This window comes from Pseudobdellovibrionaceae bacterium (assembly GCA_020635075.1).
In the GTDB taxonomy this organism is placed as follows: Bacteria; Bdellovibrionota; Bdellovibrionia; order Bdellovibrionales; family UBA1609; genus JADZEO01.
In genome coordinates this window covers 1779235-1806173 of sequence record JACKAM010000001.1, presented here as the reverse complement: position 1 = coordinate 1806173, position 26939 = coordinate 1779235, and the positions used below count along the sequence as shown (strand labels likewise).

The 26939-nt window shown below is 50.6% G+C and carries 22 protein-coding genes; 12 read left to right on the top strand and 10 right to left on the bottom strand.

Translation table 11 applies throughout. From position 1 onward, the window contains the following. Positions 1-215: 215 nt before the first annotated feature. Positions 216-2033, top strand: coding sequence for a HAMP domain-containing protein (locus tag H6624_07815; GenBank protein ID MCB9084237.1), 1818 nt, complete (start codon positions 216-218; stop codon positions 2031-2033). Between the two features lie 74 nt (positions 2034-2107). Continuing rightward, entirely contained in the window at positions 2108-3016 is a 909-nt protein-coding gene (locus H6624_07810; protein MCB9084236.1) for a hypothetical protein, read from the top strand. A gap of 206 nt (positions 3017-3222) precedes the next feature. Here H6624_07810 and H6624_07805 read toward each other — a convergent pair whose 3' ends face one another. Together H6624_07805 and H6624_07800 are read right to left on the bottom strand one after the other, a co-directional pair. Then, complete coding sequence (locus H6624_07805) at positions 3223-4887, bottom strand: hypothetical protein (protein MCB9084235.1); 1665 nt, start codon at positions 4885-4887, stop codon at positions 3223-3225. A 91-nt stretch (positions 4888-4978) separates the two neighbouring features. Further along, the gene (locus H6624_07800) at positions 4979-7156 is read right to left on the bottom strand and encodes a hypothetical protein (protein MCB9084234.1); all 2178 of its coding nucleotides are present in this window, start codon (positions 7154-7156) and stop codon (positions 4979-4981) included. Positions 7157-7303: 147 nt separating this feature from the next. Here H6624_07800 and H6624_07795 point away from each other — a divergent pair, with 147 nt between their 5' ends. Further along, complete coding sequence (locus tag H6624_07795; protein ID MCB9084233.1) at positions 7304-7660, top strand: nucleotide pyrophosphohydrolase; 357 nt, start codon at positions 7304-7306, stop codon at positions 7658-7660. Between the two features lie 39 nt (positions 7661-7699). Here H6624_07795 and H6624_07790 read toward each other — a convergent pair whose 3' ends face one another. The 5 genes from H6624_07790 to H6624_07770 form a co-directional block, all read right to left on the bottom strand. Further along, on the bottom strand, positions 7700-8965 hold the full coding sequence (locus H6624_07790) for a hypothetical protein (protein ID MCB9084232.1): 1266 nt from the start codon (positions 8963-8965) through the stop codon (positions 7700-7702). Between the two features lie 125 nt (positions 8966-9090). After that, positions 9091-10164 carry a hypothetical protein gene (locus H6624_07785; protein ID MCB9084231.1) on the bottom strand — a complete coding sequence of 358 codons (1074 nt, stop codon included), beginning with the start codon at positions 10162-10164 and terminating at the stop codon, positions 9091-9093. Beyond that, entirely contained in the window at positions 10154-11512 is a 1359-nt protein-coding gene (locus H6624_07780) for a pyridoxal phosphate-dependent aminotransferase family protein (GenBank protein ID MCB9084230.1), read from the bottom strand. Before H6624_07780 ends, H6624_07785 begins: the two co-directional genes overlap by 11 nt. Before the next feature lie 145 nt (positions 11513-11657). Then, on the bottom strand, positions 11658-12428 hold the full coding sequence (gene gloB / locus H6624_07775) for a hydroxyacylglutathione hydrolase (protein MCB9084229.1): 771 nt from the start codon (positions 12426-12428) through the stop codon (positions 11658-11660). Between the two features lie 5 nt (positions 12429-12433). Continuing rightward, complete coding sequence (locus H6624_07770) at positions 12434-13189, bottom strand: pyridoxine 5'-phosphate synthase (GenBank protein MCB9084228.1); 756 nt, start codon at positions 13187-13189, stop codon at positions 12434-12436. Between the two features lie 86 nt (positions 13190-13275). Between H6624_07770 and H6624_07765 the strand changes: the two genes are divergently transcribed. The 8 genes from H6624_07765 to H6624_07730 all read left to right on the top strand — a co-directional run bounded on the left by H6624_07765 (position 13276) and on the right by H6624_07730 (position 20539). Continuing rightward, complete coding sequence (locus H6624_07765; GenBank protein MCB9084227.1) at positions 13276-13785, top strand: histidine phosphatase family protein; 510 nt, start codon at positions 13276-13278, stop codon at positions 13783-13785. 154 nt (positions 13786-13939) lie between these two features. Continuing rightward, positions 13940-14986, top strand: a complete 1047-nt coding sequence (gene pstS / locus H6624_07760; GenBank protein MCB9084226.1) for a phosphate ABC transporter substrate-binding protein PstS — start codon at positions 13940-13942, stop codon at positions 14984-14986. Between the two features lie 26 nt (positions 14987-15012). After that, positions 15013-16014, top strand: coding sequence for a phosphate ABC transporter permease subunit PstC (pstC, locus tag H6624_07755; GenBank protein ID MCB9084225.1), 1002 nt, complete (start codon positions 15013-15015; stop codon positions 16012-16014). A gap of 1 nt (position 16015) precedes the next feature. After that, entirely contained in the window at positions 16016-16882 is an 867-nt protein-coding gene (pstA, locus tag H6624_07750; GenBank protein ID MCB9084224.1) for a phosphate ABC transporter permease PstA, read from the top strand. Positions 16883-16907: 25 nt separating this feature from the next. Then, positions 16908-17675 carry a phosphate ABC transporter ATP-binding protein gene (gene pstB / locus H6624_07745; protein MCB9084223.1) on the top strand — a complete coding sequence of 256 codons (768 nt, stop codon included), beginning with the start codon at positions 16908-16910 and terminating at the stop codon, positions 17673-17675. 16 nt (positions 17676-17691) lie between these two features. Next, positions 17692-18378: a phosphate signaling complex protein PhoU gene (gene phoU, locus H6624_07740; protein ID MCB9084222.1), complete on the top strand. Its 687-nt coding sequence runs from the start codon at positions 17692-17694 to the stop codon at positions 18376-18378. 34 nt (positions 18379-18412) lie between these two features. Then, on the top strand, positions 18413-19111 hold the full coding sequence (locus H6624_07735; protein MCB9084221.1) for a response regulator transcription factor: 699 nt from the start codon (positions 18413-18415) through the stop codon (positions 19109-19111). A 3-nt stretch (positions 19112-19114) separates the two neighbouring features. Continuing rightward, entirely contained in the window at positions 19115-20539 is a 1425-nt protein-coding gene (locus tag H6624_07730; GenBank protein MCB9084220.1) for a PAS domain-containing sensor histidine kinase, read from the top strand. 14 nt (positions 20540-20553) lie between these two features. Here the strand turns inward: H6624_07730 and H6624_07725 are convergent, their stop codons facing one another. Beyond that, positions 20554-22077, bottom strand: coding sequence for a hypothetical protein (locus H6624_07725; protein MCB9084219.1), 1524 nt, complete (start codon positions 22075-22077; stop codon positions 20554-20556). 123 nt (positions 22078-22200) lie between these two features. Continuing rightward, positions 22201-23730: a hypothetical protein gene (locus tag H6624_07720; protein ID MCB9084218.1), complete on the bottom strand. Its 1530-nt coding sequence runs from the start codon at positions 23728-23730 to the stop codon at positions 22201-22203. 157 nt (positions 23731-23887) lie between these two features. Between H6624_07720 and H6624_07715 the strand changes: the two genes are divergently transcribed. Then, positions 23888-24325, top strand: coding sequence for a D-tyrosyl-tRNA(Tyr) deacylase (locus tag H6624_07715; protein MCB9084217.1), 438 nt, complete (start codon positions 23888-23890; stop codon positions 24323-24325). A gap of 357 nt (positions 24326-24682) precedes the next feature. On the opposite strand, the gene H6624_07710 is transcribed toward H6624_07715, so the two are convergent. Next, entirely contained in the window at positions 24683-26458 is a 1776-nt protein-coding gene (locus H6624_07710) for a hypothetical protein (protein MCB9084216.1), read from the bottom strand. Positions 26459-26939: the final 481 nt, after the last annotated feature.

Here is a 26939-nt window from a genome sequence, read left to right as displayed (position 1 = left end):
CCAGCCCATTTCAATAGGAGATTACCCGGTAGGAGCCGTTATCTTTGGCTCAATAGTCATTTAAGCAAAGATGAGGGATGTGAACAACTAGGATTAAAATCCTGACGGATGTTTAGACCTGGGAAATCGTGTTGGCCGAAGGTCTAGAATTCGTTTGCCGGTTCATCTCTATATGCCTGAATACCGACAAGAAAATTGTGAAAGCAGGTGTAAAGATTCGCATACCAATCAGTATCAAACTGGTTGTACTTACTCTCATCATCATCCTTGGCGTGGCCGGGGCGATCGCGTTTAAAAGTACAGACCTGTTTGAGAAGATCACTATTTCTCGTGAAAACGACTCCAACCGTGGACAGGCTGGAGCCCGCGCCACTGAGGTCGAAAACCTACTGATCGGCTATGTGGACAAGGTGAAGATGGTCGCATCTTTGCTACACAAAGAGTACACATCAAAAGAGGAAAAGGAAAAGGCGCTTTTTCTTACCTTTCGGCAGGATCGGGATTTGATCTCACTTGAGGTTTGGTCCCGTGGTGGACAAAAGCCATTGGATCGAGTGGTTAATGATGAATATCTGAAGCAGTACAAATTGGGAGCCGATTACATCGACCGGGTCCGCACTCACCAAAGGCGAAGTCAGAGACTCAACATGGCAGCTGTGTTCGCCGGCGAGGTGGAGCTTCGCAACTCAACTCTTGAAGGTGGAGCCCCTCTGGTTACTTTGGCACTTCCTTTTGTTGCTGACGATTATGGAAACATCACTCATATCGCTTTGGCCGATATTCGTTTGGACCGCCTGCAAAAGGTATTCGGCCGGGTCAGCGAGCGCTTGCTCTATTTGGTGGATCGCGAGGGTTTTCTGTTGGCCCACCCCGATGAAAAACAAGTTTTCGGTAATGTCACCAAGGCTGAAGTACCAATTGTTCGCGAAGCCCTTCGCTCTCAGTTAAAGCAGGGGCAGTTGCGCTTTCTGTCAGAAAAGGGAGAGGCCTTTACCGGGGCCTTTGCCCGCACCTCGATGGGAGTCACAGTGATCTCCCAGGCTTCGGAAGAGGTCATTCTGGAGGCGGCAAAATCTGTGCGGCGGGAAGCATTTCGTATTACTGGGCAGTCACTGTCAATTGCCTTGTTTGTCGTTTTTCTGCTGTCGCTGACATTGACGGCACCTATCGAGAAATTGGTGGATTTGACCCATGCCATTGCAGCCGGAAATTTCAACGTCCGTTCCAATGTTCGATCGCTGGATGAAGTGGGCCAGTTGGCCTCAGCCTTCGACGAAATGGTGAGTGGTCTTCAGGAGCGCGACAAAGTTAAGAACTTGCTTAATAAGTTCCATGGCTCATCTGTTGCAGACGACTTGATGAAGGGCGATCTGCACCTGGGTGGCAGCCGTAAAGATGTGACAGTTTTCTTCAGTGATATTCGTGGCTTTACCAAGTTTAGTGAAGGCCACACTCCTGAAGAAGTCGTCGATATGTTGAATGAGTACTTTCAGATCATGGTGGGTATCATTAATCGCCACGGCGGGGTGGTGGATAAGTTTATTGGCGACGCTATTATGGCGGTTTGGGGTGCTCCAAATCCGAGTGACCGGGATCCATTTAACGCTGTTAAAGCGTGCATGGAAATGAGGGAAGCTCTTGATAAACTAAATCAGACGCGGGGTGAGCGCGGTCAGGTGCCAATAAAAATGGGTATTGGACTTCATTGTGGCTCGGTGATTTCAGGAACAATTGGATCTGATGAGCGTATGGAATATACGGTTATTGGGGATACTGTGAATCAGGCGTCGAGAATTGAGGCGTCGACGAAGGCCTTTGGTACGGATCTGCTGTTGAGTAATGAAATAGCAGAAATTGTTAAGGGCGAGTTTATTGTTGAAGAGGCCGGGAAAGTGGAAGTGAAGGGTAAGAGTGATGCGTTGAAGCTGCACAAGGTTCGTGGGTATGTGGATGAGAGTGGGAAAGAGGTGAGGGTGCAGACGCAGTATTCGGATTATGAGGCCGAAGGCGCCGACAAAGTTAAAATCGCGTAAACTGGCCCCCTTGATTGTTGATCCCCATAACCTAACCTATTCTCCTGGCAAGCCATTTGCCTTACTACCTGGCAATGAAGCGAGAATGCCCTCACTGCAATAGCCCAAATCCCAGCCATTCGAAGTTCGGATCCTTCGTTCGCGCTTCGGACGGACGTAAACTTAAGCGATTTCGCTGTCATCACTGTCGACGAACCTATTCCGAGGCCACCTTTCAGCTTTGCTACCGGCAGAAAAAACGTCGCATCAATCCCAGAATCCGAGAACTACTCGCGTCCTGTGTCTCTCAAAGAAGAATCGCCCTACTCCTGGGCACCAACCGCAAAACCGTGGTTAGAAAGTTCCTCTTTCTCGCCCAGGTAGCCAGAGAGCAAAACCAAAAGGACTTTGAACGTCTGCACTCAATATCTGCTTTTCAATTTGATGATCTTGAAACCATCGAGCACACCAAGTGCAAACCCTTGTCGGTCACCATGGCAGTCAACCCCATCGAGAGGTGGATCTTTGGAATCGTGGTTTCTCGCATGCCAGCAAAGGGGCTTCTGGCTAAAATCTCACGCAAAAAATACGGCCACAGACCTGATGAAAGACCTCGACAGCGCAATGCCCTCTTTGAGAGGCTAGCAACAAAGACCATCCCCGAGGTTTTGATTGAGTCAGACGAAAACCCTCATTATCGAGGGGCGGTGAAAAGGTGGTTTCCCAAATGTGACCACCAAACGGTAAAAGGGGGCAGAGGATGTGTGGCCGGGCAAGGCGAGCTGAAGAAGCTTGGGTTTGACCCATTGTTTACCCTTAATCACACATTTGCCATGCTGAGGGACAACATCAGTCGCCTCGTACGCAAGACCTGGTGTACGACCAAAAAACCTGAGAGGCTGGACGCTCACCTTCAGCTCTACATTCATTTTCACAACCATGTATTAATAAAACAAAAGCGACCGAATAGGGCAAAGCCTTTGATGGAGGCTTCGGCCTCGTAGCCTAACGGCTGAGGGGACGTTCTCCGCAGATCAACATGTTTAAAACCCAGTTCGGCGTGGTGCTGCGCTCTGAGCGATGGCGCAGCTGCCGGACGCAATAAATGGATACATAGATATGTCTGAGGCTTTAAGCGTGTCGATCGCAGGGGCCGGACAATCAAGGAGGGATTGAGGCGGTTGGGATCAACAATCAAGGGGGCCAGTTTTTAGTAGGAATATTCGAGTTTGAGGTTGAGGTAGTGCCCACCAAGCTTTAACGAATTCAAATCCCCCGACTCAGCAAAACTATCCGGATGTGACGCGCTAAACGGATTCGCCTCATAATTCGAGTTATCCAACCTATACACGTATCCCGCATAGCCCATCATTTGCGAATTAATCCGATAGGTCCCCAGCACTCCCGCCTGGTAAGACAAAGCTGGAGCCACAGATTGTCCATTAGGTGCCGAACCAAATAATGAGACGTAGGCCCTTGCCTGTGCCTGGAATCCCAGTCGTGAACTCACCGGGCGCCACAGCTGAACACCAATGTGCGGTCCGTAGTTTTGCACCTTTCCTAGGCCTGTAAAGCCAGTACTTTCACTACCCCTCAGGTCGGGAAGTTGTTTAAGAAAAATGCCGGCTCCATAGAGCACTTGGTTTTTTCCCCAATACTGTTTGTAAGTTCCATGTATTTCGGCGGCGGCGAAGGTGTATCTTTCGCCGCCTAAGTCAAACCCACTTAAATCCACAATACCAAACCCGCCCCATAAACTTTTGGCGTTTTGGTAACCTACACCCAGCCGCCCTGTGCCACCCAAGGCATTGAAGGTGGAGACCGAGTTCAGTTCGCGGTCTGTGCCTGTGTAGTCCACCTGGGTAATGAGATAGCTGGCAATATAGTAGATGTGCGAGGGCCGTTCGAGAGAGTCTCTCAATTGGGCTTCTTCAAGTGCTGCCGGGCTGCGAATTCCTCCACGGACTTCAAACTCCATTTCGGCAATTTCGGACTTTTCTCTTAAGTAAGATCGAGCCTGGACCTTGAGTTTATAAAATCCGGTCGGATTGGAGAGATCAAAAGGGAGAGGACTTTCCTTATGTCCTTTGACCTTGCTGACGGTCCTCCAGCTACCGTCTTCACCCGAGCGTCTTTGCACGATACAGTCATAGGCTTGGGCAAACTCCGGAGCCTTCCAGTTGAGCTCCTGGACATATTTGGTTAAAGGCTGCTGCAGGTTTGGCTTTTCCAGAGGAGCGCCCACCAGACTGAACTTTCGCCATTGTTCGGGAATTTCACCGGGATCCAGATTTTCCCCCATCAAGGCATAGACTCGCCACTTGTAGATTTTGGCGACGGGCAGATCCAACTCAAGCTTGTTCTCCTCTACCTCCTTGCTCGATTTAAACGATCCATCTTCAGATTCGATTTCGACCTTATATCTGCTGGCGCCAGAGAAAGCCTTCCAAGAGAATCTGGTTTCGTATTCCTTCGTTTCCTTGGTGCGAATCCCTTTATTGGCTTCAGGAGTTAATGGAGTTGGGGGCGGGATCTTAACCCAAAATTCCGAGGGCTCACTCCACTCACCGGGAACTCCTCGGTCGTCGTAAGAGCGAAGTTCCATGGTGTAAAACCCTGGCTTGAGGTCTCCACTCCATTTGGGCTCATTGGTTTTAAAGGTTCGCGAGGGTTCACTGGAGTCGGGACGGGGCTTGCGCGTCAGGCGGATTTGATAGCTGGTGGCAAATTCGACTTCTTCCCACTCGAGATTAACGTCTCGGCGAACCGTGGATGACTCAGCTCCAATGGCCTGAGGTCCGCCGGCCAAAAAACTGAGCGAGCCTAGGCTTCCTAAGCAAGCGGCAAAAACCCCTTTTACCAAAAGGGTTTTCACCAATGCCACCTCTCCGGCAGGGCGGGGCCGCCCTCGGAGAATCCTAGTTGATATGAAAAGATGCCGGTTACTTTTCAAGAATTCGACCTATCTATTTCACCTGAATTGTCTTAAGTTTTGGTGCTTTAATATCACTTGTCTTTGGTACCTGAAGGGTTCGACCTGTGCTCACCGGACCGTTTCGACCGTGTTCGTCTACACTTTGAAGAAATACTTGATAGTCGCCGGGTGCTAACCTGGTTAAATCCGAGTTAGTTGAGGTTAGAGTCATTTCCTTAACCTTTTTCCCCTTGTTGTTCTTCAGCATGAGCTTATACTTTTGCGCTCCGTTGACAGGATCCCAGCGAAGACTTAGGTCCCCCTTGCGGTTGGCCTTTAGAACTTCGGGAAGCTCGGAGGCAAAATTGGGACTTGGCAGGAGAGGTTTGGGAGTAACGTTGACTTCTTTGACACTCGATTTGGCTACGGTTTGGTTCTTGTCATTCAAGGCTTCGACCAGAATCTGCCAGGTTCCTTCTGTATCAACATAGGTGCGAAGGTCAGTGGTCGTAGTTACTTTCCATTTTTCGCTGTCCATGTCTGATCCCTCAGGAACCAATTTGTAGCGCCAACGGGTGACAGCGGGATTGTCGCCCTTTAACCACTTAACGATCAATGCGGGCTTCTTGGTATAATATTGGTAATTTTCAGGTTCTGGTCCCAGGGCCCAGTCCACGCGAGGCACATCGGTAATGGTGAACAGCCGGTAGGGAGCCGGTTCTGATTTTTTGCCATTGGAATCCACAGAAACCACGGTCCACCTGTATACGCCGCTGGTGAGATCATTGGCCCTTACCGGAGAAGAATTAACCTCTGAATCCAAGATCGGTGTGAATGTGAGGTTCTTAACATCTTCAATAGATGCCAGACGTCGGTCAGCAGTCTCACCCTTTTCAATAGTCACTTGATAGGCAGGAATTCCAGCGACGGGATCCCATGAAAGAAAGAGCCCTTTTTCAACGACTTGGTTGTAGCTGATTGATTGCTGAGCCAGTGGAGAGCGAAGTTCTGGCGGAACAAGTTCGGCCCCGACTTGGACTTGAAAGACCCGCACTTCACTGGACACAGGTTGCAGTTTGCCCTTGATGTCCATAAAGCCTGTTAGCCGCCAGTAGTAGGCTCCAGATTTATTTAAAGTGATGTCTTTAAAGTTGAGCTTGTCGTTGAGAGGCTCCTGCAAAATGGAATTTTTCAACTGAGGATCTTCGGCCACTTGGACAAGGAGACTTTTGAGCTTGGCCGGGTTGGCCCACTTGATGCGCACGGTGGGGTCGGCTGCTTCAATAACCAACTGTGCCCGGTTCTCAGGTTCAAGCTGGACGGGAGGGACCTTTGCCATCACGGCAAATGGAATGACGGCTGACTTCAAAACCGGCAGGCCCGGCTTTGTGGGTTCCGCCACGAGCTGCCAGTAGTACTTGCCGGCTACTGAAGTGACGGCAAATTGACCTTTGTCGCCAGTGGCGAATCCCTCTCGGCTGCGAACCATACGGTTTCGGCTGCGGCCACGCTCAACAAACACGCGGTAGTCGGCAGAGAGTTTTTCCCACTGAAACTGCACCGGCTCTCTGCGTTTTGAATCGATGTAGACAGGATCACCAGGAAGGGGAGAGAGAACCTTGATTTGTGTTTTGGTCACATCCATTCCCTGTTGGCTCAGAGTTCCTGACTTGTCTTTGTCGAGGGTAACCGTTTTCTCGCCCTGTTTGACCTGGGCAGTTCCGCCATAAACCTGAACGTCAACTGAGTCACTCTGGCCCTTTTTGGAGAGACTGATATCAGCATTCTGCAGATTGATTTCGCTTTTTCCTGATTTGAGTGTCAGTTCTGAGCCTGGAGCTCCTTGGCCCGCTGTTTTGACAAATAGGTTACCTTTTAGGAAATCAAGAGAGAGCCCGCTGTCCGTTTCCTCTAGCACCACCAGCGAATCAGGTTCGAGTTCGATCACTGTTCCGGATTTCAAAAACATGATTTTTGCTTCTGAGTCATCGGACGTGCGAATGGCCTCACCGGCAAACAAGTTTTCGTCCTTGGAGATGGTTTCCCAAATCACGCGGGTGAGGGGTTTCCGTTGCACTTCGTTGGTGAGATCCTGCAAAAGTGCGATGGGTTCCTGTCTTCCCGTGCTGGCAATGGAAACATTAGTACGTCGGTACCAATCTTCGGTTGCGTAGTAGCAAGCTGCGGACAAACAGAAAGCGAGTATTAAGCGTCTTAGGTAGTTGGCCATAACCGATTCTCCTTATGTAACCTATCGGAATTTCAAGAAAATCGACTGAGAAGCGAATTGGAAAACTGGACCTCAAAATTGATCCAAATTGAGCTTGAGGAATGCTAGCCAAAGGGCTAGATCCAATGACTTCAGCGAGGTTTAAAAATGGAACAGAATTGGCGAAAATGGACGGAAAAAGTTCAGGCATTTTGCGAGGCCAGAGACTGGGATCAATATCATGGCCCCAAGGACCTGGCCATTGGACTGGTTACTGAAGCGACTGAGTTGTTAGAGATCTTTCGCTTTAAAAATGACGATCAGTCAAAGGCCTTATTGCAGCACCCCAAGCAGAGAGAATATGTGGCGGATGAGTTGGCGGATACCCTATTTTTTCTCCTTCGCTTTGCTCAGAGGAATGACTTCGATTTGGGGCAGGCTCTGGATCAAAAGATGGCCAAAAACGCAATCAGGTATCCGGTGGAAAAGGCCCACGGTAAAAACGACAAATACGATCAGCTATAATCGATTTTCAGAGCAAATCTAAAGGTGACCAATGGGGCATTAGGGGCGGGCCTTTTGGCGAATATCCCTCAATTGCAGCATAGCGCTGAGTGCATGTTGAACATAATCGATGCGGATTTCAGTCGCCCTCTGGTTGAACTGGCGAATTGATTTTCGGTCTTTCCCTTTTTTAACCGGACCGATGGCTCGAGGGATCGCACCTTTAAAGGGGCCTTCCTGGCGGATTTGGTGTTTGATTAGGAAGGCGATGCCCAATTCACAGATCCGCAAAACCTCGGCTTTTAACTCTGCTTCAGAATCTGGCAAAAACTCATAAGCAGCCAGCAGTCCCTCAAGGCGAGTGGCCGTCGGAGTGGTTCTTCCATCGCGGGTGGAGCCCCCATAGGCGACGGATCGAGAAGACACCGAATCAAAATCCTCAAGCATCTTGCGAACAATTTGTTTGCCGTGTTCGATCAACATCTCTCGTGGTGCGGGAGGGTCTTCAAACTCGTCAAGATGGTAAAGAAGTCCCTTGGTGGCAAGAAGAGCCCAGTGATCGGCTTCCACATTGGTGCCTTGGCCCTTTCGCTTATTGGCCAAATAGGAGAGCCCCTTGGCGCTGATGGTGAGCCAGCGGACATCCGGATCAATGGCATAAAGCATGACGGCCCCTAGAGCGGCTTCTCCCGGATAGTACAGCGAGACCCAGGCATTGGAACGCCCCTCCTTGTCGGGAAAATACTTAGAGTGAAAATTGCCATCCTTCATTTGCATAAACTCAAGAAATCGGCCGACCTCTATTAGCTTTTCCTTAGCGATAACACTGGGGTCGAGATGGTAACTACTGACCAAAGCCACCAGGCCCAAGCCAGCTCCACCCAATTTCGATTGGGGACGAAACTTGGGATCGCGAAGGATTTCAGGAGTGGACCACAGGGTGGAAGTTCCGGGGGCTGCCCGCACCGGTCCTAGAGAGTTATCAATTAAATACTTGGTCGCCTGCAAAGTCTTAGCCTTAAAATCCTCGTTGGGGTAGGCCTTGAGATACATAGCCAGAGAATAGATAGCGCCTGCGTGGCGAAGGACATTGTATTTGTCAGGGACCTCAATCTTTGAGTTGGCATTGACGCGGTAAACAAACCGCCCGTCGGCTTCAATTTGCTTTTCTAAGTATTGGGCAGCCAGATAAATGGCCTCCCCCAATTCCTCATCGCTCACAGGTCGGAGGCGGTTGGAGTCAGTGAACCTCTGCCATGCGAAAATCGAAATCAACAAAAGCAAAACAGCACCAACGGTGCCAATAACAATCTTCGAACGTTTCATGGTGCCAAGCTTACCAAACTCAGAGCGCAAAACAACTAACTTGTGCGGGTTGCGGGAATCACAGTCAGGTCCCTTTAATCATTGATTCCTAATCTTGAGGATCATCTTCGAGGGGAGTTCGGATTCTACGCTTCCCCGTGGAAGTAATGAAATCGGTGGCTTAGCTGAGCCCCTGTGGACTGGGCGTTACTCAGGGAGTTTTCGTTTTCCGTATGGATGTAGCTACTCTCAACAACTTCGATTCCATCGCGAATCATGTTGTTGAGCACCCGGTGGCGAATGAGTTTGCAGAGTCCTTGTCCCTGGTACTCGGGCAGGATACAGGAGTAAATGATGCGCCCCCGATGGTACCTCGATTTTTTCAGCAGTTGGGCCAAGTATCCGAGAGTCGAGCGCTGGCCCGTGAGGGCTTCTTGGTAGTCGGGAATGCCCCAGCAAAATCCAATGGGTTTGTCCTTGTGGTAGAGAAACAAAAAGTAATCGGGCACGATGGCCAAAAGGGAGTTTTTCAGCAGCTCCCAGTCTTCTTCAGGGGTCAATGAATCAAAATCAGGGTGATGGTGCATGGATAAGTTAGCCAGGCGATTGTAGATCATAGCGTCCCGCTTAGCCCGCCATTTGCAAAAGGGGCGAATAGAGTATTCAGCGGGACATTGAGCAACTGCTGTTTGTTTCACCTTTTGGCGGGTGGAGGTGTCGAGTTCAGTTCGCAGGGCTACCAAGGTAGAGGTACGAGAGGCCAGGGGTTTCAAGAGTGCGCGATCCCAACCCCAATCGTGGGCGGTGAGAAAGGTGCTGTCTGGCTCTGGGTTTTCAGGAATTGAAATACCCAGGCAAAAATGTCCATGAAGAGGTCCCATCCAGCCCATGGGGAGTTGTTTGAGTTTCGACTGAAAGAGACTTAATATTTCTGGTCCCAAATGTTGATAGTCGGGATCGAGAAGAAGGTTTCCCAAGCGGACGGGCTGGAAGCCAGCCTTGGAAAACAACACGGGAAGAACCGCAACTAAAACGCCACCATCCCAAGCGCCCCACAGTACCTGCTCAAAGCGGCGGCGGAGGATGAGCGAATCCCCCTTAAGCAGTTTTTGATAGATGGGCAACAGGCCTGGGGCCCGGTTGTATTTCTCGGTGAGCCAGTTGAAGTGCTTCTTTAAAAGGGGAAGGGCCTCTGCCGCTTCAACGGTTTTAAATTCCACGAGAGCCCTTGTGCAGAGCCCACTGCCGTGAAGCGATGACCTTCATATAGCCCAGATTTTCTTTCCATCCGGGAGTGCTGTCCCACTCCGACTTTAAATCTCTTAAAGCTTGAAGCAACAAATAGACCTCAGCATCCTCATGAGTTGCAGACAGCGATAGGCGCAATATCCCCTGACCTTTGGGGACCGCAGGAAAGAGAACGGAATTGACATAAACACCCAAGTCGAGAAGCTTTCGCCCTGCCATCAGGGTTCGCACATCGCCTCCAACTGGAACCGGAATGATTGGCGTGTCTCCACCGGGAACGTCATCAAAACCCATGTCCCAAAGCTCCCGGCGCACACGCAAAGAAATCTCTTTAAGGCGACTTCTCAGTCGGCGTCCTTCTTGCGATTGGCTGATCTCAATGGCGGCCAGGGCTCCAGCCACGGCATGGGGCTGAAGTGTGCCTGAAAAGATGTAGGCCTTGTTGGTCACTCGCATGAGATCAATAAAGCCAGACTGGCCCGAAACAAATCCTCCGTAGGAACCCATGCCCTTTTGTAGGCCACCGACCAGAATCATGTTGGAAAAATCAAGATTGAACTCTTCCGCCACCCCTCCGCCGGTTTCACCCATGATGCCTATGCCATGAGCATCATCTACATAGAGAATAACTTGGTGGGACTGGCAGACCCGATTCAGCCATTTTAGACGGGGGATTTCACCTGACATGGAATACACGCCATCAATCAATAGGGCATTGGTGTGCGATCCGTGCTTTTGAAAGTTCTCGATCAGTTCATCCTCATTGCGAATATCAACTTTAATGAGTCGGGCCCCTTTGGCCTTGGCGATGAGGGCCGCCTGATAAAGGCTGGTGTGAGCAAAGCGGTCCAAAAAGAGGGTGGTATTGGGTTGAGTAAACAATGATGAGATCACACCTTGATGGGTGTGAGAAGTGTTGGCACAGATGAGGGTTTTCTCTGCCCCCACCATTTTGGAGATTTCTTGTTCGAGTCGCACAATGTTGGTGTGCGAGGCAAAAATGCGCGAGCATCCCGAGTGGGTGCCAAGGCGATCAACCGCAGCTTTAACCGCGGACTTAACCTGGGGATGTTGCTCCAGTCCCAGGTAATTGGCTGAAGCAAAATTCACCACTCGTTTGCCATCAAGAGTGATCTGTCGACCATCGACATCTGAAATCAAACAGTTTTTTAGGTGAAAGCCATCGAGGAATCGAGCCAAAAAACGGGTGCGGCGAAGCTCGCTTGAGGCCAAGTGCTGGTTTGTCAGACGGGCCAGAGGCGAGTCCCCAGTAACGGATTTCAATTGAACCAAATGACCCCAGAACTCCTCATTTAACACTTTGCCCCTCCCATGTACCCGGGGCAGAATAGGCGCTCTGGGCGAAAATGACCCCTACCTTTATGGCTTTAACAAAAAATTCAGACCTCTTGCTCAAGGTCAGTTTAAGGCCGTGAAAAGACCTCAGAAAACTGCCGTAAAGACCCTAAAAGTGGTCTTTGTGCTTTCGGACCTCGGCAAAAACTTGCCAGTCTTCCAGGTCCGGAGAGAGCCCCAGCTGGCGCTGGATTTCTTCCGATTTGGGGCGCAAAAAGGGGTTGGTCAAGAGCTCCCACTCAAGAGTAGTGGGGATGGTTGGCTCCCCCTTTTTCCTGGATTCCTCGACCAATTTGAGTCTTTCCAACAAGGCCGTATTTTGAGGCTCCAGGCTTGTGGCAAATTCGCCATTGGCTTGGGTGTACTCGTGGGCGCAAAAAACCTGAGTATTGCGGGGTAGGGTCGAGAGTTTACTAAGACTTTCCCACATTTGTTCTGCGGTCCCTTCAAATAATCGACCACAGCCCATGGCAAACAGAGTGTCGCCACAAAAAAGGCTGCGGTCCTCTTTAAACCAATAGGCCACGTGACCGAGGGTATGACCAGGGACTTCAATTACCTGACATTCAGATTTGCCGAAAAGGAGCTGATCGCCTTCCCGCACAGTGAGTGTGAGGCCTGGTAGGCGGTGTTTATCTTTGTCGGCGCCAATCACTTGGCAGGAATAGTGATCCCTGAGCTTTTGTACGCCGCCGATATGGTCAGGGTGATGATGGGTGATGAAAATTTGATCGAGCTTCCATTCCCGCTGATCCAAGGCCTTCTGCACGGGATGGGCGTCGCCGGGGTCGACCACAGCGACAGCGCCGCCTTCTTGATCATGAAGGAGAAATATATAGTTGTCTTGAAAGGCAGGAATCAATTCAACGGCTAAAGCCATTTGCACTACTCCTTTAACAGATTCAGGTATTCCTTCATCACAGATTCAAGACCCATATAGAGGGATTCACAGACCAGGGCATGGCCAATTGAAACTTCCAATATTCCCGGAATGTTTTGGCGAAGAAACTGGATGTTCTCAAGGCTCAGATCATGGCCAGCATTGAGCTCCAGTCCTGCAGTGGAGAGCTGAGAGGCTGCGTCTGCATAAACTTGGGTGACCTTGTCCTGTTGGTCCGTGCCATAGGCGGCGGCAAACATTTCAGTATAGAGCTCCACTCGCTTTGCCGAAGTTCGCTTTAGATCTTCAATAAAACCAGGGGTGATATCGTAGGGGTCGACGAACAAAGAGACTCTCATTCCCTGGTTCTGCAGGCGCTGGCAAACCGAGGTGAGAAAATCCACATGCTCACTGACTTTCCAACCCGCATTGGAAGTCAGAACATCTGGAGGATCTGGGACCAGGGTCACCTGGTCGGGACGCACTTCTTCCACCAAAGCCAAGAACTCCTCAGCCGGATAGCCTTCAATATTGTATTCCCGGTAGCCGCGGCCCTGATCATTAAATTGGCCGATCATAGCTTTCAAATCGTAGACGTCCTGAATTCGAATGTGGCGCCCATCGGGGCGGGGGTGGACGGTGATTCCCTGGGCTCCGAATTGCAGTGCGTCTTTGGCGAATTGAACCACATTGGGTTGGGAGCATCCGCGGGCATTGCGAAGAGTGGCGATCTTATTCACATTTACACTGAGTTGAATCATGGGCCCAACATAGCTGAGAACGGAGCGACAAACAAGTAGTGCTCAGGGACTTTGCCATAGGGGATGTTTTCCGTCACAATGAGTTCATGTTGTGGAGATTAGTGTTTATTCGTCATGGGGATCGAGATGCCTCGGCAAGTGAGGTAGATAATGGCCTTTCTCTGAAAGGCCGGGAGCAGGTAAAGGGTCTAGAGAGATTCATTAAATCTCGGCAGAAACGGGATAAGGAATTTGCCTCAGGGAAAATTCTTTGGTTTTCAAGCCCCAAGCTCAGGTGTCAGCAAACAATCAGTCCTTTGGCAGAATTGGTCTCTGGCGCTAAGCCCCAGGTGGATCCGCGGGTGGATGAGGCGGCCTTTGGCGAATCCGAAGAGGATTTCACGCAAAGAATTGAGGAGTTTATCCAAGAGCTCTCTCGCCAGAATGCTCAGTGGGTTTTTGTCTGTTCCCATGCGGACTGGCTGCCCATCGCCCTCGATTATGTAGGCGGTCGGGCCTTGCCCATGAACAAGGGGGCTTGGGTCGAATACACCATGCTGGGTGTCGGGGGAGAGCTCTCTTGGATCTGCCCTGATCCGCTTATTTTCAGTCTTTAGAAATCTAAGCCATTGAAATGACTAGGTTGGCAGATGACTTCCGTCGTCATGGCGAATTCCGCCTGACTGAATCCTGACAGAGTCCTTCGCCGGACTCCGCTATAAGGGAATCAACACAAAGAACAAAAGCAAGGAAGGTCACATGGGAAAAACCATTACAAAACTGAGTCAAATCATCTTCACCGGATTGTTGTTAGCTCCTCTCTCAGCTTTCGCTGCTCCAGTATTAGTCAATGGCGCTGGGGCCACTTTTCCCTATCCTCTCTATGCCAAGTGGTTTTCCACCTACCGGCAGGTCGATCCCACTGTTGAAATCAACTATCAGTCCATCGGTAGTGGCGGGGGGATCCGTCAGTTTCTCGCCGGGACGACAGATTTTGGCGCCAGCGATGCCCCAATGAAGGACAGCGATTTGGCCAAGGCCAAGACACCTATCCTTCATATTCCAACTACTTTGGGAGCCGTGGCTGTGACCTATAATGTTCCGGGATTGAATCAGAGCCTCAATGTGACGTCGGATGTTTTGGCTAGGATCTTTATGGGCGAGATCAAGAAGTGGGATGATGAGGCTATCCAGAAATTAAACCCCAAGGCCAAACTGCCAAAGAATCAATTCATTGTGGTCTGCTATCGCAGTGATGGCTCGGGAACGACCAGTATTTTTACTGATTATTTAGCGAAGGTGAGCCCGGAGTGGAAAAGCCAAGTGGGTCAAGGCAAGTCTGTCAAGTGGCCGACAGGTCTTGGCGGTAAGGGTAACGAGGGAGTGACCGGTTTGGTGAAGCAAAATCCCGGCGCCATTGGCTATGTGGAGATGACCTATGCATCGACCAACAAGCTTCCCGTCTTTGCCATTCAGAACAAAAAGGGTGAATTCATAAGCCCATCTGTTGCAGCGGTGAGTTTGGCAGCGGCAGGAGCATTGGAGACCATGCCAGATGACTATCGTGTTTCAATCACAGATGCAGCTGGAAAGGGGACATATCCCATTGCCGCCTTTACCTACCTGCTCGTCCACCAGCAGATGGAAAACCCAAAGGGCGAAAAGCTAGTAAAATTCCTGCGCTGGGCGATGGATCAAGGACAGAGATTTGCTCCGGATTTAAACTATGCGCCTCTGCCAAAGAGCCTGATTTCAAAGGTCAATAAGACGATTGGCGGAATTAAAACCGGTGCCATGGCTAAGGGGAAGATGAACTAATTGCCTTTTAAAAGGAACAGTGGTCTATGGATCGGGTGTCCCAAGAGATACCAAACTTTTATGATCGAATAATTGAGTGGGTGGGCCATTCGCGGCGTGCAAAGCGCCGCGAGGTGCATTTGGCCGATCGAGTGTTTTATTACGCTCTGAAGGCTTCCTCCTGGTTGCTGGTGGGCATTCTGATCCTCATGTTAGCAGTGGTTTTCGAAATGTCCTGGCCGGCGTTTAAGCACTTTGGCTGGCGGTTTTTGATTACCAATGAATGGAATTCGGTGACCAGTGAGTTCGGTGCCTTGTCCTTGATTTATGGTACAGTGGTGTCCTCGCTGATGGCCCTGGCTTTGGCTGTTCCAGTGAGTATCGGTGTGGCCTTGTTTCTCAATGAGCTAGCGCCCCGTTGGTTGAGTGTGCCCCTGGGATTTTTTGTGGAAATGCTCGCGGCCATCCCAAGTATTGTTTACGGCCTGTGGGGCCTATTTATTCTCGCTCCATTTTTGCGCACTTATGTCCAACCTCCTTTGGTTGATACTTTGGGGTTTCTGCCCTTTTTTGCCGGCCCTCCCCTCGGTGTTGGTATGATGGCAGCCGGTGTGATTTTAGCGATCATGATCATGCCTACCATTACAGCTATTTGCCGGGAAGTGTTTAAAACCATTCCTGCAGCCAACCGGGAGGCGGCACTTGGCCTGGGGGCCACCCGCTGGGAAATGCTTAAGCTTGCGGTGATCCGCAGCTCGCAAGCGGGAATTTTGGGCGCCACAATTTTAGGTTTGGGGCGAGCCCTGGGGGAGACCATGGCGGTGACGATGGTCATTGGGAACAATCCGGATATCAGGGCATCGATTATGGCTTCGGCACAAACCATGGCCTCGATCTTAGCCAATCAGTATGCGGAAGCAGATTCTGATCTGCACCTGGCTGCATTGACGGCGGTTGGCTTTACCCTGTTCTTGGTCAGCATTGGCATAAACGGACTCGCACGGTTTGTTGTTTGGAGAGTCAACCGTAAGTTTCAGAGGGGGCATTAAAATGGAATTTGCCAAGACCTCTCTGCGGGAAAAACGGCGCAAGTGGAAAAGCCGGGGCATGATGGTCCTTCTCATGCTGGCGGCCCTTTTGGGTGCCTTTCCTTTTGTTTACATCAGTTGGTATGTTTTGGAGAGGGGTTTTTCCTCCCTGGATTGGGCCTTTTTTACACAGCTGCCAAAGGGGCCTGGTGAAACCGGTGGCGGCATGGCCAACGCCATTCTCGGCAGCGGGGTACTGGTCTTTTTGGCCTCGCTCGTGGGAATTCCCTGGGGAATGGCTGTGGGTGTTTATCTCAGCGAATTTAGTTTTGGTAAGACGGCCAAGGTTTTGCGTTTTACAGTTGATCTGCTGGCCAGTGTACCCTCCATTGTCATTGGGATTTTTGTCTACGGTCTTATTGTTGTGCCCTTTGGATTTTCGGCCTATGCCGGTGGGGCCGCCCTTATGGTCATTATGATTCCAGTTGTTGCCCGTTCGACTGAAGAGATTTTGAAATTGATCCCCGCCCATATTCGCGAGGCGGGTCTGGCATTGGGAATCCCTCGCTGGAAGGTCATTACACGGATTATTATTCCTGGGAGCAAGGCTGGGGTCATTACCGGAATCATGCTCGCCATCGCCCGCATTGCCGGTGAGACAGCTCCCTTGTTGTTTACAGCATTTGGTAACCAGTTTTATTCCCGTTCTCTCAATCAGGCGACGGCCTCCTTGCCCGTGCAAATATACACCTTTGCCAAGAGTGGCTTTGAAGATTGGGAACGACAGGCTTGGGCGGGGGCTTTGGTCCTGGTGTTTTTTGTTTTACTCATTAACCTGATGACTCGATTGATGATGCGATCAAGAGGAGCAAAAGCCCATGCAGGTTGAAACTTTGGAGAGAGAAAGGGCCAAGATGAGTTTACAGCCCGAGGTTTTAAGAGTTGAAGGCTTGAATGCCTGGTTTGGTGACTTCCATGCAGTAAAGGGTATTGATCTGTCCGTTCACCAGGGGCAGGTCGCAGCCCTCATCGGCCCCAGCGGTTGTGGTAAATCCACATTTATCAGGTGCCTCAATCGGCTGCATGAGGAAGTTCCGGGCGCAAAAGTGAAGGGCCGGGTGGCGATTGGCGGTCAAGATATCTATGGGCCGGGCTCGGATCCTGTGCGGGTGAGGCGCCATGTGGGAATGGTCTTTCAAAAGCCCAATCCCTTTCCGGGCTTGTCCATCTATGACAATGTCGCCGTTGGCCTAAGACTTGGTGGAATTTCCAAGCGCACGGTCTTGGATGAAAAGGTGGAAGGGGCCCTGAAGCAAAGTGCCCTGTGGGGAGAAGTGAAGGATAAGCTCAGACAACCGGGAACGGGATTGTCGGGTGGTCAGCAGCAGAGGCTGTGTATTGCTCGCGCACTAGCCGTAGAACCACCGGTGCTTCTGATGGATGAACCCACCAGTGCCCTGGATCCGATTTCAACAGCCAAGATTGAGGACCTGCTTCATGAGTTGAAAAAGGAAGTCACGATTTTGATCGTCACCCACAATATGCAACAGGCGAGTCGAGTCTCGGATCGAACAGCCTTCTTTTTGCTGGGAGAATTGGTGGAGTACGGTGAGACCACACAGGTCTTCACCAAGCCTCGCGTGAAAAAAACTGAAGAGTATATTACTGGCCGTTTTGGATAATGAGGAGTTTCTGCTGATGGATCGACACTTTGAAATTGAGCTCAAAGGCCTTAAGCAATTGATTTTGGAAATGGGTGGCTACGTGGAGAAATCCATCGAACAGGCCTGCCGGGCCATCCTGGACAGAAATCCCAAGTGCTTTGAAATGGTGAGTACCTATGAGAAGAAGATCAACGAGGCTCACAAGGAAGTGGATCGTCAGTGTTTGGAAATGCTCGCCCGGCAGGCGCCAGTGGCCGCAGATCTTCGCTTGGTGTTGGTCATTACAAAGATCAATACCGATTTGGAGCGCATGGGAGATCAGGCCTGTAATATCTCCTACACAGGGAGGGACTATATTTCACGGGCGCCCGTGGCTACTAAGGTGGATTTGGTTGAGATGGCGGCAAAAGTCCGTGGCATGGTGCGGGATTCCTTGGATGCCTTTGTGCGTCTTGATACTGATCTTTCGCGAGATGTGATGAGTCGCGACGATCAGATTGATCAGGCAAAGGATCAGATTTTTGCCGAGCTCAAGATCTATATGAAGGAAAACCCGAGCGAGATTGAGGCCAGTCTGGATTTGATTTTGATTGCTCGCAACTTGGAACGTCTGGCAGACCATGCCACTAACATTGCCGAGGAAGTGATATTTCTCGCCACAGGAGATGATATTCGTCATGGAACTGAATCTACCGACAACAAGCCATCAGCGAACTTCTGAAAGAAAGAGGATAGAGATGTCTCAGCGAATTCTTTTGGTTGAAGATGAACCCGAAATCCGTCAACTGGTACAAATGCAGCTAAGTCGTCAAGGCTATGAGGTCCTTGGCGTTGATTCGGCCGAGCTTGGATTGAAGCATCTTCGCCAGGAGCCCTTCGCCCTATTGGCCCTTGATTGGATGCTGCCAGGAATGAGCGGCAAGGACCTGACTAAAACCTGGCGCTCTATCGAAAAGGGAAGTCACCTTCCCATTCTGTTTGTCACCGCTAAGGCAGCTCCCGAACACATTGTAGAGGGGCTGGATGCGGGGGCCGATGACTATTTAACTAAGCCTTTTGACAATACTGTGTTGCTGGCTCGAGTTCGCTCCCTTTTGCGTCGCTCTCAAGTTCAACAGTCAGCTCTCTCTGTGGGCGAGGAAGATAAGGCGGGTTTGTCGCTAAAATATGGTCCCCTGGAGTTGGACAATTCGGGATTTCGTGCCTTTTTGGATGGGCAGGAATTGGAACTGACCCGTTCGGAATTTAAGCTTCTTCACTCGTTAATGGAGAGCCAGGGCAAGGTGTTGACTCGCAATCAATTGATTGACCAGATCCAGGGTGAAGGTGTTGCTGTCGTCGGCCGCACTGTGGACACTCACGTCTTTGGACTGCGCAAAAAGTTGGGTACTCACTCCGAAGTCATAGAAACCGTTCGCGGTGTGGGCTACCGAATTGGCTATATGGAGGACTAAATTTTGAAGAAGCCCTCGGTCTTCCCCTGGCGGCTATTCCGCTGGTTTGTGGGAAATCAGTTTCTGATGATTTTGCTTCTGTTTTCGGTCTACTACCTGGCGGAGTGGGCGCGGATTGATGCTCTCACCGAAGGTGAGTTGAAGACTGAGCAGCTTGCACTGATGAGGCGTAGTCTTGGCATCGGACTTTTATTAACACTGGGAGTCACGATTCTAATGGGCCGGCGATTGGTCACCCCGATGGGTCGGCTTATTGAAAAAACCCGACGAATGCGAAAGTTTCCTTTTGCCGGCGATCAGTTGAGTGAGGAAGAGCTGGGCTTGGAAGAGACGGGCGAATGGTACAATCTTGAGCGGGCGATCAATAAACTAGGAAGAGATTATCGCAACAAGACAGTGCGCCTGTCGCGAGAAAAGACAGAACTGCGCGCAATTATGGCAGCCATAGGCGAGGCTGTATTGGCGGTTGATATTGAGGGTAAACCACTGTTTTACAACAATCAGTTTGCTGATCTTTTCCGCCTACAAAGTTGGGATGAACGAAAAGTGGGCCTGGGTGAGGTCGTCAGGTCTCCAGATATTGTCGAGGGTTTGAGGTTGGCGGCAAAGAGTGGAATTGCCAACTGTGGCGACTTGGAGATTGTCCTGCCGGGAAACAAGCAAGCTCATCATTTTAAAGTGACTTACACTCCGCTGAGAAAAAAGCATAATGATGAAGTCTATGGCGTTGTGGCTGTGTTTATGGATCAGACTAAGGTGAAGGCGACGGAAAAGATGCGAATTGAATTTGTCGCCAATGCCTCTCACGAACTGCGTACGCCGATCACTCCTTTGAAAGGCTATATACAAACTCTCAAAGAGGATCTCCAGTCCGGGCGAACCGAGGATGTGGCTCAGTTTTTGGAGGTCATCGAACGAAATGTGAATCGCCTCAGTGATCTGGTCAGTGATTTGTTGGATCTTTCTCAACTGGAATCGGATGATGCACTTGTCAGCAAACCCACTTCGACTCGGGCAGTGACCGAACGTGTGTTACAGCAGCTTGACACTAGAAATCACGATCTCGAAGTGGATCTTCAAGTCGATGAAGTTCTGGGGGATCCGGTTCGCATTGAACAGGTGTTGAGAAACCTTCTGCAAAATGCGGTTCGCTATGTTCCCGCTGGTCGTCGTATCGAGGTCCACTGGGAGGAAGGTGCCGAGGGGAAGCCCTGTTTACGGGTAAAAGACTTTGGCCCTGGCATTCCTGAAGCCCATCTCAGTCGACTGTTTGAGCGTTTTTATCGCGTGGATGTGGGGCGCAGTCGCGAAACTGGAGGCACGGGAATCGGCCTATCCCTGGTCAAGCATATCATGCAGTCTCACGGCGGATCGGTTTCCGTCAAAAGCACACCTGGCACAGGGACTGAATTTACCTGTCAGTTCTAGCGACCTAAATCCATTCACCGAATATTGACGGGTACATCCAACTCGCTCGTGGGTGATGATGTCGGTCGATAGGAAATGGTCAATGTCGTGTTGCGGACTGATTCCGGATACTGATCAAAGTGACGGGAGAGCATCAGGTATTTTGCCCCCCCGGACTCCAGGCACATGTGGGCGTTACAGTGAGGCGAGGACCACTCAGTATTGACAGAGTTTCGCACCTCCATGGCTGAGGGAGAGCGAGCTGTAAGGTGATAACCAAAGGGGGCGGAGCCCGGGTTGGCCAGATAGAGAAGCTGAGTTTCAATCAGGCTGTTTCGTCTAATCTCCACACCAGCAATCTGTGAACGATAGAGTCCCTTGCTGTTAAGACCCCTGGCGCTGAGCTTAAAGAGCTTGTCATAATAGTGGTAAACGGGACACATGCTGTCGGTACCCACTAGAGTTTCAAACTGATTCTTGGTGCTGCGGTAAACAAAGGGGAAGACACCGATCACGTCTTGATCCGAGTTGGCGTAGCGGATGTGTTTTTCGATCAGAGTGACCATATCCTTTTGGGCCTGAGGGTTGTTTTGAGCTTCCATCAAAAACCCATCAGGAATCAGTGCAATTTTCTGATGGCTGAACATATAGGACTTAAGAAGACGAATCCACTCGGGAACAGATCTCAGCCCATTGATCTGGGCGTGGCCACAGCTTTCGAAGCTTCGATAGCAGTTAAAGCCAATCCACTCATAAAGCTCCAAGGGTAAAAACTGACTGTCCAACTCGACTGAGTTATGAATCAGAAACATCGGCTTAGTCGGAAATGTTCGCTTAACCATTCGAGCGACCGTGTCCAAGGCTTTTTTGACCTGGGAATTGCTTAAGCCCTGGTTGCGGCCTCGCCAGTAGGGTTCATCGGTAGGTCTAAAAGCCACGATGGAGCCGATGTAGGGGAGGACCAGATTCGCAAACTGACCCCAGCGAAGCTGGAAGTCAGGGCGTAGGACTAAGCGCTCACCTAACCTGTTTTGATCCAGGCCAAAGAACACGGCGGACATAGTAAGGACCACTTGCTTTCTTGCTCTTTGGGCGTAGCGGAGCTTGCTGATAAAGGCATCCTGTTGTTGCCTTGGACTTTGGAAATGCTCCTCAAATCCATAATCGATAAAAATGGTGTTACCCCACTCCTTGAGTTCATCATGAGTTTCCTTCCAGTCGGGGTAGAAGTTGCTGAATTTGGACGCCCGAACCGCAGGGTACATTCCTGCATAAGCTATGTGAGAGGCTAGGGGGCTGAGAGGAAACTGGTGAATGTCCAAACAGGAGTCATCCCACTTGGCCAAACTCCCGGCAGCTGGTAACTCACCACCATCCATATTATTGCTGCCAGGATTGCCACTGTTGCCACTGGGATCGCTTGAAGAGGCGTCCGTGGACGAGGAGTCCGTCTGATCGGTGCGATCAGATACAGAAAACTCGCAGCTGGATAGAAATGTTATTATTAATAGAAAAAAGGACAGACGGAGCCATCGATGGCTCAAAAGAAATATCTTCATTGAATCACCCACCAAACCAAAAAAAACCTTCCTTGCCCTAAGGAGCAAGGTCGGGGCCAGGTGACATGTAACAGGGAGTGGTTAGAGCGGGAACCTACTCAACAGGTGCTCATGATTTCGACATCAAAAAACCAGGCTGACCCCTAAAGAAAAGACATCGCTTTCTTCGCTGGCCTTGTTTTTGCGCAACTGATAGTCGGCCTTAAATACCAAGTTCTCCTCTGGTCTATAGTTAAAGCCAATTGTCGTGCGTGTTCGGTTGAGGCTTGGGTCCGCGGCAATACCTTCAGGCATAGCTGAATTGAGATTGTATTGGGAGTGGCGAACAAAAAACGGGAAGGAACCTTGTTTAGGTTTCTTGTAAAGTAGCTCGAACAGATCAACGGCGGCTGTGACATAGTAGCCGCGAGCTTTGGCGGGAATGTCGGGAGTGCCAGTAATAGCCAGAGAAATGGAGTCCGGGTTTTGAATGCGTCCTTCAACGGCGAGGGCTGAAACGCTGAAGGCCTTCCAGAAGGTTTGCATATGTACTTCCAGGAGTCCCACGGTTCCTTGATCAATGGTGGACGAGTCCTGGGCCGTGTTGCCAACAAATCCTGAAAATCCGGCAATTCCCCAGGGGGAAACATGATCCACGCGGACGACGGCAGCAAGATCTTCGGCCTTTGCTAATTGTCCATTCTGGCGTCCATCGCGAATGAAAGTGCCTTGGGTGAAATTTTTCGAGGATAGAGAGTTATAGATCGACGCTTGATAGTGAAGGCCTTCCTCCGCGCCCCACAAGGTGATTCCATGCTCGGACCAGGTGGAGGGGATTAAATAGGTTTCCACGTCTGGAGGACGAACACTGTAATAGAAGATTCCATCCTGACGTTGGTTCACCAGACCGATCGGCAAAAGCTGTTGGCCAATGCGCAGGTTGTAGCGGGCCGAATAAAGAAGGTCCACATAAGCAAAATCAACGCGGACCTGACCTTTGGGAGAGGAGCCTGGTGCGTGGATCTCGGATCCGGTATTCTCAAAAGTGAAACGGGAGTTGAAAATCATCTTGGCATTGAGTCTGTAGCCAATGTGGGGGCTCAACTTCCAGGTGTTCAAAGTGGGAGCACTTTGGTCCTTATCGTCAGTGAGTGACAGTAGCTCCGCACTGCCGCCCACCGAGACCTGGCTGTCGCTGTAGTAGATCTTGCTGGCGGCGACCCCAAATCCATCAAAGACTTTAATTCCCGAACTGACCATGTCGGGGCCAGTTTGCAGGCTTTTGAGACGAGAGGCGAGCATCTGCAACTGCTTTTGCATACTCTCCTGTTGAGCCCTCAAGCGGTTGACCTCACCCTGCAGATCACTGGGATTCACGGGAGACAAGGCAGGAGGAGGGACAGGAAGACCGGCCGGGCCCAGCTGGTAGGCCGGCGTCTGGGATTGGCTGTCGGGAGTGCTTTCGGCTTCAGCCGTGTCCGAGGTTGTTTCAGCGGTTTCTGCAGGGGTAGGAGAATTGGCTGGAGTCGGTTCGCCCGATTCAATAACCTGAGTTTCTTCTCCTTGATTTTGCAGTGATTCTGGTTGCGCTTGGCCCTCGGCAACTGGGCAGCTGAGGGCAAGGACAAGAGAAAGGAAAACTGTGGTCGCCACTCCCGGCTGTGATGGCCTCAAGAAAATTCCTTCGGTGAAGAGATGTTGCTTATCTATTGTCTCTAAGGCCCAGAGCGTGGTCAAACTTGAGTGGCTGGAGATTGACCAAAGTCGTTTTGATTTATTAGGGTAGTGAAAGGCCAGGCAGATTCTTCCTGGCACAAAGATGAGGTCGGCGATGAAAGCAGTGGTACAAAGAGTTCAGCGAGCCAGTGTCCAAGTTGATGGTCGAGTCGTGGGTGAAATTGGTCCCGGACTTATGACTTTGCTTGGAGTGGAAAAGGGCGACTCGGAAGACCAACTCAAGTGGATGGTGCAAAAGATCCTTGATCTGCGCATCTTCCCTGACCAGGCTGGAAAGATGAACCTCTCCTTGCTTGAAACCGGCGGTGGCCATTTGATCGTCTCCCAATTCACTTTGGCTGGAGATTGTTCCCGAGGCCGGCGGCCCGCATTTACCGGGGCTGAAGATCCTGAGAGAGCCAAAGAGTTTTATTTGCGGGCCATCGAGCTGAGCCAGGCAGCGGGAGTCAAGACTGAAGCGGGCGAATTTGGCGGCGACATGAAGGTGGAGCTGGTCAACGACGGGCCGGTGACACTGATTCTTGAACGGTGAAAGACCGCCCCCTTAACTGTTGATCCACAAAATCCTTTATCAGGGAAGACGATCCTTCGCCGACCATCCTCCGCAAATCCTCACGCGCCTTTCGGTCGCAGGCGCGTCTTCGGACTGCGTCAGCATTGCCGCCGCAGTTCGGATACGCCCATGCGCGACGGCGGAGGATTCGGATTTCCGTGAATGGCTCGGCAATCGGATCGATTCCTGAACAAAGGCAGCACACAGTTTTGTGGTTCAACAGTTAAGGGGACCTGTTTTCAAGAATTTACTTGGAGAGGGAAAGAAAAAGGCCTGCCCGGGAGTGGGCAGGCCGGATTGAGATACATTGTCGTCGCCTTGCAAAATGTCTAAATATTACTGCTTGGTTCCTGTGGCCATAAAGGTCCATTCGGAGAAGGCCTTGGACTTACACAGGTCGGTGGCGGCATTCGAGAAAACCGGCCCACTGGTATTGCTCTCCAGATGAAACTGACCACCAAAGACTACTGTGCGGCTTTCAAAGATTACATTATAAGTACTGCCATTGGGCATAAAGCGAATGGCCAGCTCTTCCTCTTCGAAGCACTCCAGTCCATCGTAGCCATTGGTTCCACTACATGAGCTATGTTGCACATCCTTACCAGGGTTGTCGTCGCAGGAATACCATCTTCTATCATCATGGCGTTGTTTAAATCCGCCTCCTCCGCCGGGCATCGGGTGCCACTGTTCAAACACATAGCGGGTATTTGGACTTGGGCCTTCACTGTCTTGAGTATTTGTGGTGACACTTGCAACGGTTTCACCATTATAGGTGTAGTTAAATTCTATTCCTTCGATCCAAACGCGCATTTTTGTAGGATCTTCATCACAGCCATTGTAGTCGCAAGCGGGTTCAACGTGGATACGTGGCAAAGTCGCATCGTGAGGCCAACGGTCGACAAAATCACGAATACATCCGGCGTCCGTGTTTGGGTTGGATGGTGCCGATGTGCCGACCCAAGCATTATTGCTGTTACAGATCGTGGCGGTGTAGTCGCCAGCTGAATGGGCATCTCCAATAAGCGTGACGAGCTGAGTTTGCCAGTCCCCTACGTTCTTATTGTTGGCCCAATCGTTGAGGAGAGTTCTGAATGAAGAGGGAATCGTAGTTGAGTTTCCTCCCTCATAAAGGTCAGCAGTGGTCGCCCAGGTGATAGCCGTTTCGGCCTGCGATTTGAAACCACCAATGTCCGACCAGGTCAGTCCCATATTAGATGCAAAGGAGAGAAGACCTTCTCCTCCTGCCATCATTGAGGTTGTCGAGTTACTGGCTCCCCAAACGGTCACACCTTGAACACGGTCACCGGCTTTGATGATGACTTGGCCGTTATCGCTAATGTCCGAGTTGGCAGTTGCATCGTAAATGTTGACATCCACATAGAGACCAATTGAGCCCGTCAATTCAGAGGCATTGTCATTTAAACAGGCATCTTCTCGATCACTACCGCTGTTATAGGATGTTCCAGAGTAGTCGGAATCTTCAGCCAAAAAACACTTGCAGGCTGCTTGACTGTAGATAGTCCCGCCACCTGAATTGTCGCAGGCTAGGTGGTAAATACCGTTAAAGGTGCTTGCGTCGGTGAAGTTAGAGCTGGAATCCACACGGTTGTCGGTGGTCACTGCGGCATCGATTGATCCATCCGAATTAATGGTCACATTGATGCCCATGTCTCCGCTGGCGACAATTTGGTCAGAGTCCCCAAGAGCGCCAGTGGCGGGGACTTCGATGGACCCGACTGTTTTAAAAGAAGCCCCATCAGTAGATGAGCGGACAAAGCAGCCAAAGGCCGTGTTCTTTGGAATTCCCGATACCGTGTAGGTTCCGGAACTACCTCCATTACAGACCACAGATCCAGAAGCCGCGGTCGGGCTGTCACTAAAAGTAACGCAATAAATTTGATAGTGGTTGCCATCGGAGCAAGCTCCATCCATGGCACCCAGATCGTACATTCCAAGAGAGGAACTAGACACTCCCGTGGAGAGACTTCCTGATATAGATAGAGTTGAAGATGACCCTGAGCCACTTTCGCCTCCGTCGCCGCTACAGGCGCTGAGGCCAAGTGCTACAAATAGAGAAATAATAGGCGCGAATGTTCTCAATCTGCGTTCCATCGACGTCCCCCTTTGGCTGATTGAGCCTGAGTTTGTTTTATTGCGGTTGTTGGTTTCGCTATTTTGAAATTCCAGCCGCCAGTTACCTATTCTACGGATTGAATGTAAAAAGGGGATTAAGTTGTGAAAGTGACCACAAACCTTCATAAAGTTGTGACAAGTTGACATGGATCAATGTGGAATTCGGGCGGAAAAGATTTTTACTCTAAAGATCTTCGTAGTTTACGTAGGTCCAAATTTTTTGCACACATTTTCTAAGAGTGGGACACGAGATGTAAATGGCGTTTAAACTGGCCCCCTCGCTTGTTGATCTCAGCCTCGTGAAGGCTGTCTTGGGAGTTCGTCCTCCTGCGATCAATAAGCTTAAAACCTCAGACATAGCGTCCGGCAGCAGCGCTCTCTCTCAGAGCGCAGCACCAAGCCGAACTCGGTTTTAACCATATTGATCCTCCGGAGTCCGGCATCTCAATTCAGGCTCCAG

Bases quoted from the DNA above. Each gene is read 5' to 3' on its own strand.
- H6624_07810 (MCB9084236.1), top strand. From the start codon at position 2,108: ATGAAGCGAGAATGCCCTCACTGCAATAGCCCAAATCCCAGCCATTCG.
- H6624_07800 (MCB9084234.1), bottom strand. From the start codon at position 7,156: ATGGCCAACTACCTAAGACGCTTAATACTCGCTTTCTGTTTGTCCGCA.
- H6624_07795 (MCB9084233.1), top strand. From the start codon at position 7,304: ATGGAACAGAATTGGCGAAAATGGACGGAAAAAGTTCAGGCATTTTGC.
- H6624_07790 (MCB9084232.1), bottom strand. From the start codon at position 8,965: ATGAAACGTTCGAAGATTGTTATTGGCACCGTTGGTGCTGTTTTGCTT.
- gloB (MCB9084229.1), bottom strand. From the start codon at position 12,428: ATGGCTTTAGCCGTTGAATTGATTCCTGCCTTTCAAGACAACTATATA.
- H6624_07770 (MCB9084228.1), bottom strand. From the start codon at position 13,189: ATGATTCAACTCAGTGTAAATGTGAATAAGATCGCCACTCTTCGCAAT.
- H6624_07765 (MCB9084227.1), top strand. From the start codon at position 13,276: ATGTTGTGGAGATTAGTGTTTATTCGTCATGGGGATCGAGATGCCTCG.
- pstC (MCB9084225.1), top strand. From the start codon at position 15,013: ATGGATCGGGTGTCCCAAGAGATACCAAACTTTTATGATCGAATAATT.
- pstA (MCB9084224.1), top strand. From the start codon at position 16,016: ATGGAATTTGCCAAGACCTCTCTGCGGGAAAAACGGCGCAAGTGGAAA.
- pstB (MCB9084223.1), top strand. From the start codon at position 16,908: ATGAGTTTACAGCCCGAGGTTTTAAGAGTTGAAGGCTTGAATGCCTGG.
- phoU (MCB9084222.1), top strand. From the start codon at position 17,692: ATGGATCGACACTTTGAAATTGAGCTCAAAGGCCTTAAGCAATTGATT.
- H6624_07725 (MCB9084219.1), bottom strand. From the start codon at position 22,077: ATGAAGATATTTCTTTTGAGCCATCGATGGCTCCGTCTGTCCTTTTTT.
- H6624_07715 (MCB9084217.1), top strand. From the start codon at position 23,888: ATGAAAGCAGTGGTACAAAGAGTTCAGCGAGCCAGTGTCCAAGTTGAT.
- H6624_07710 (MCB9084216.1), bottom strand. From the start codon at position 26,458: ATGGAACGCAGATTGAGAACATTCGCGCCTATTATTTCTCTATTTGTA.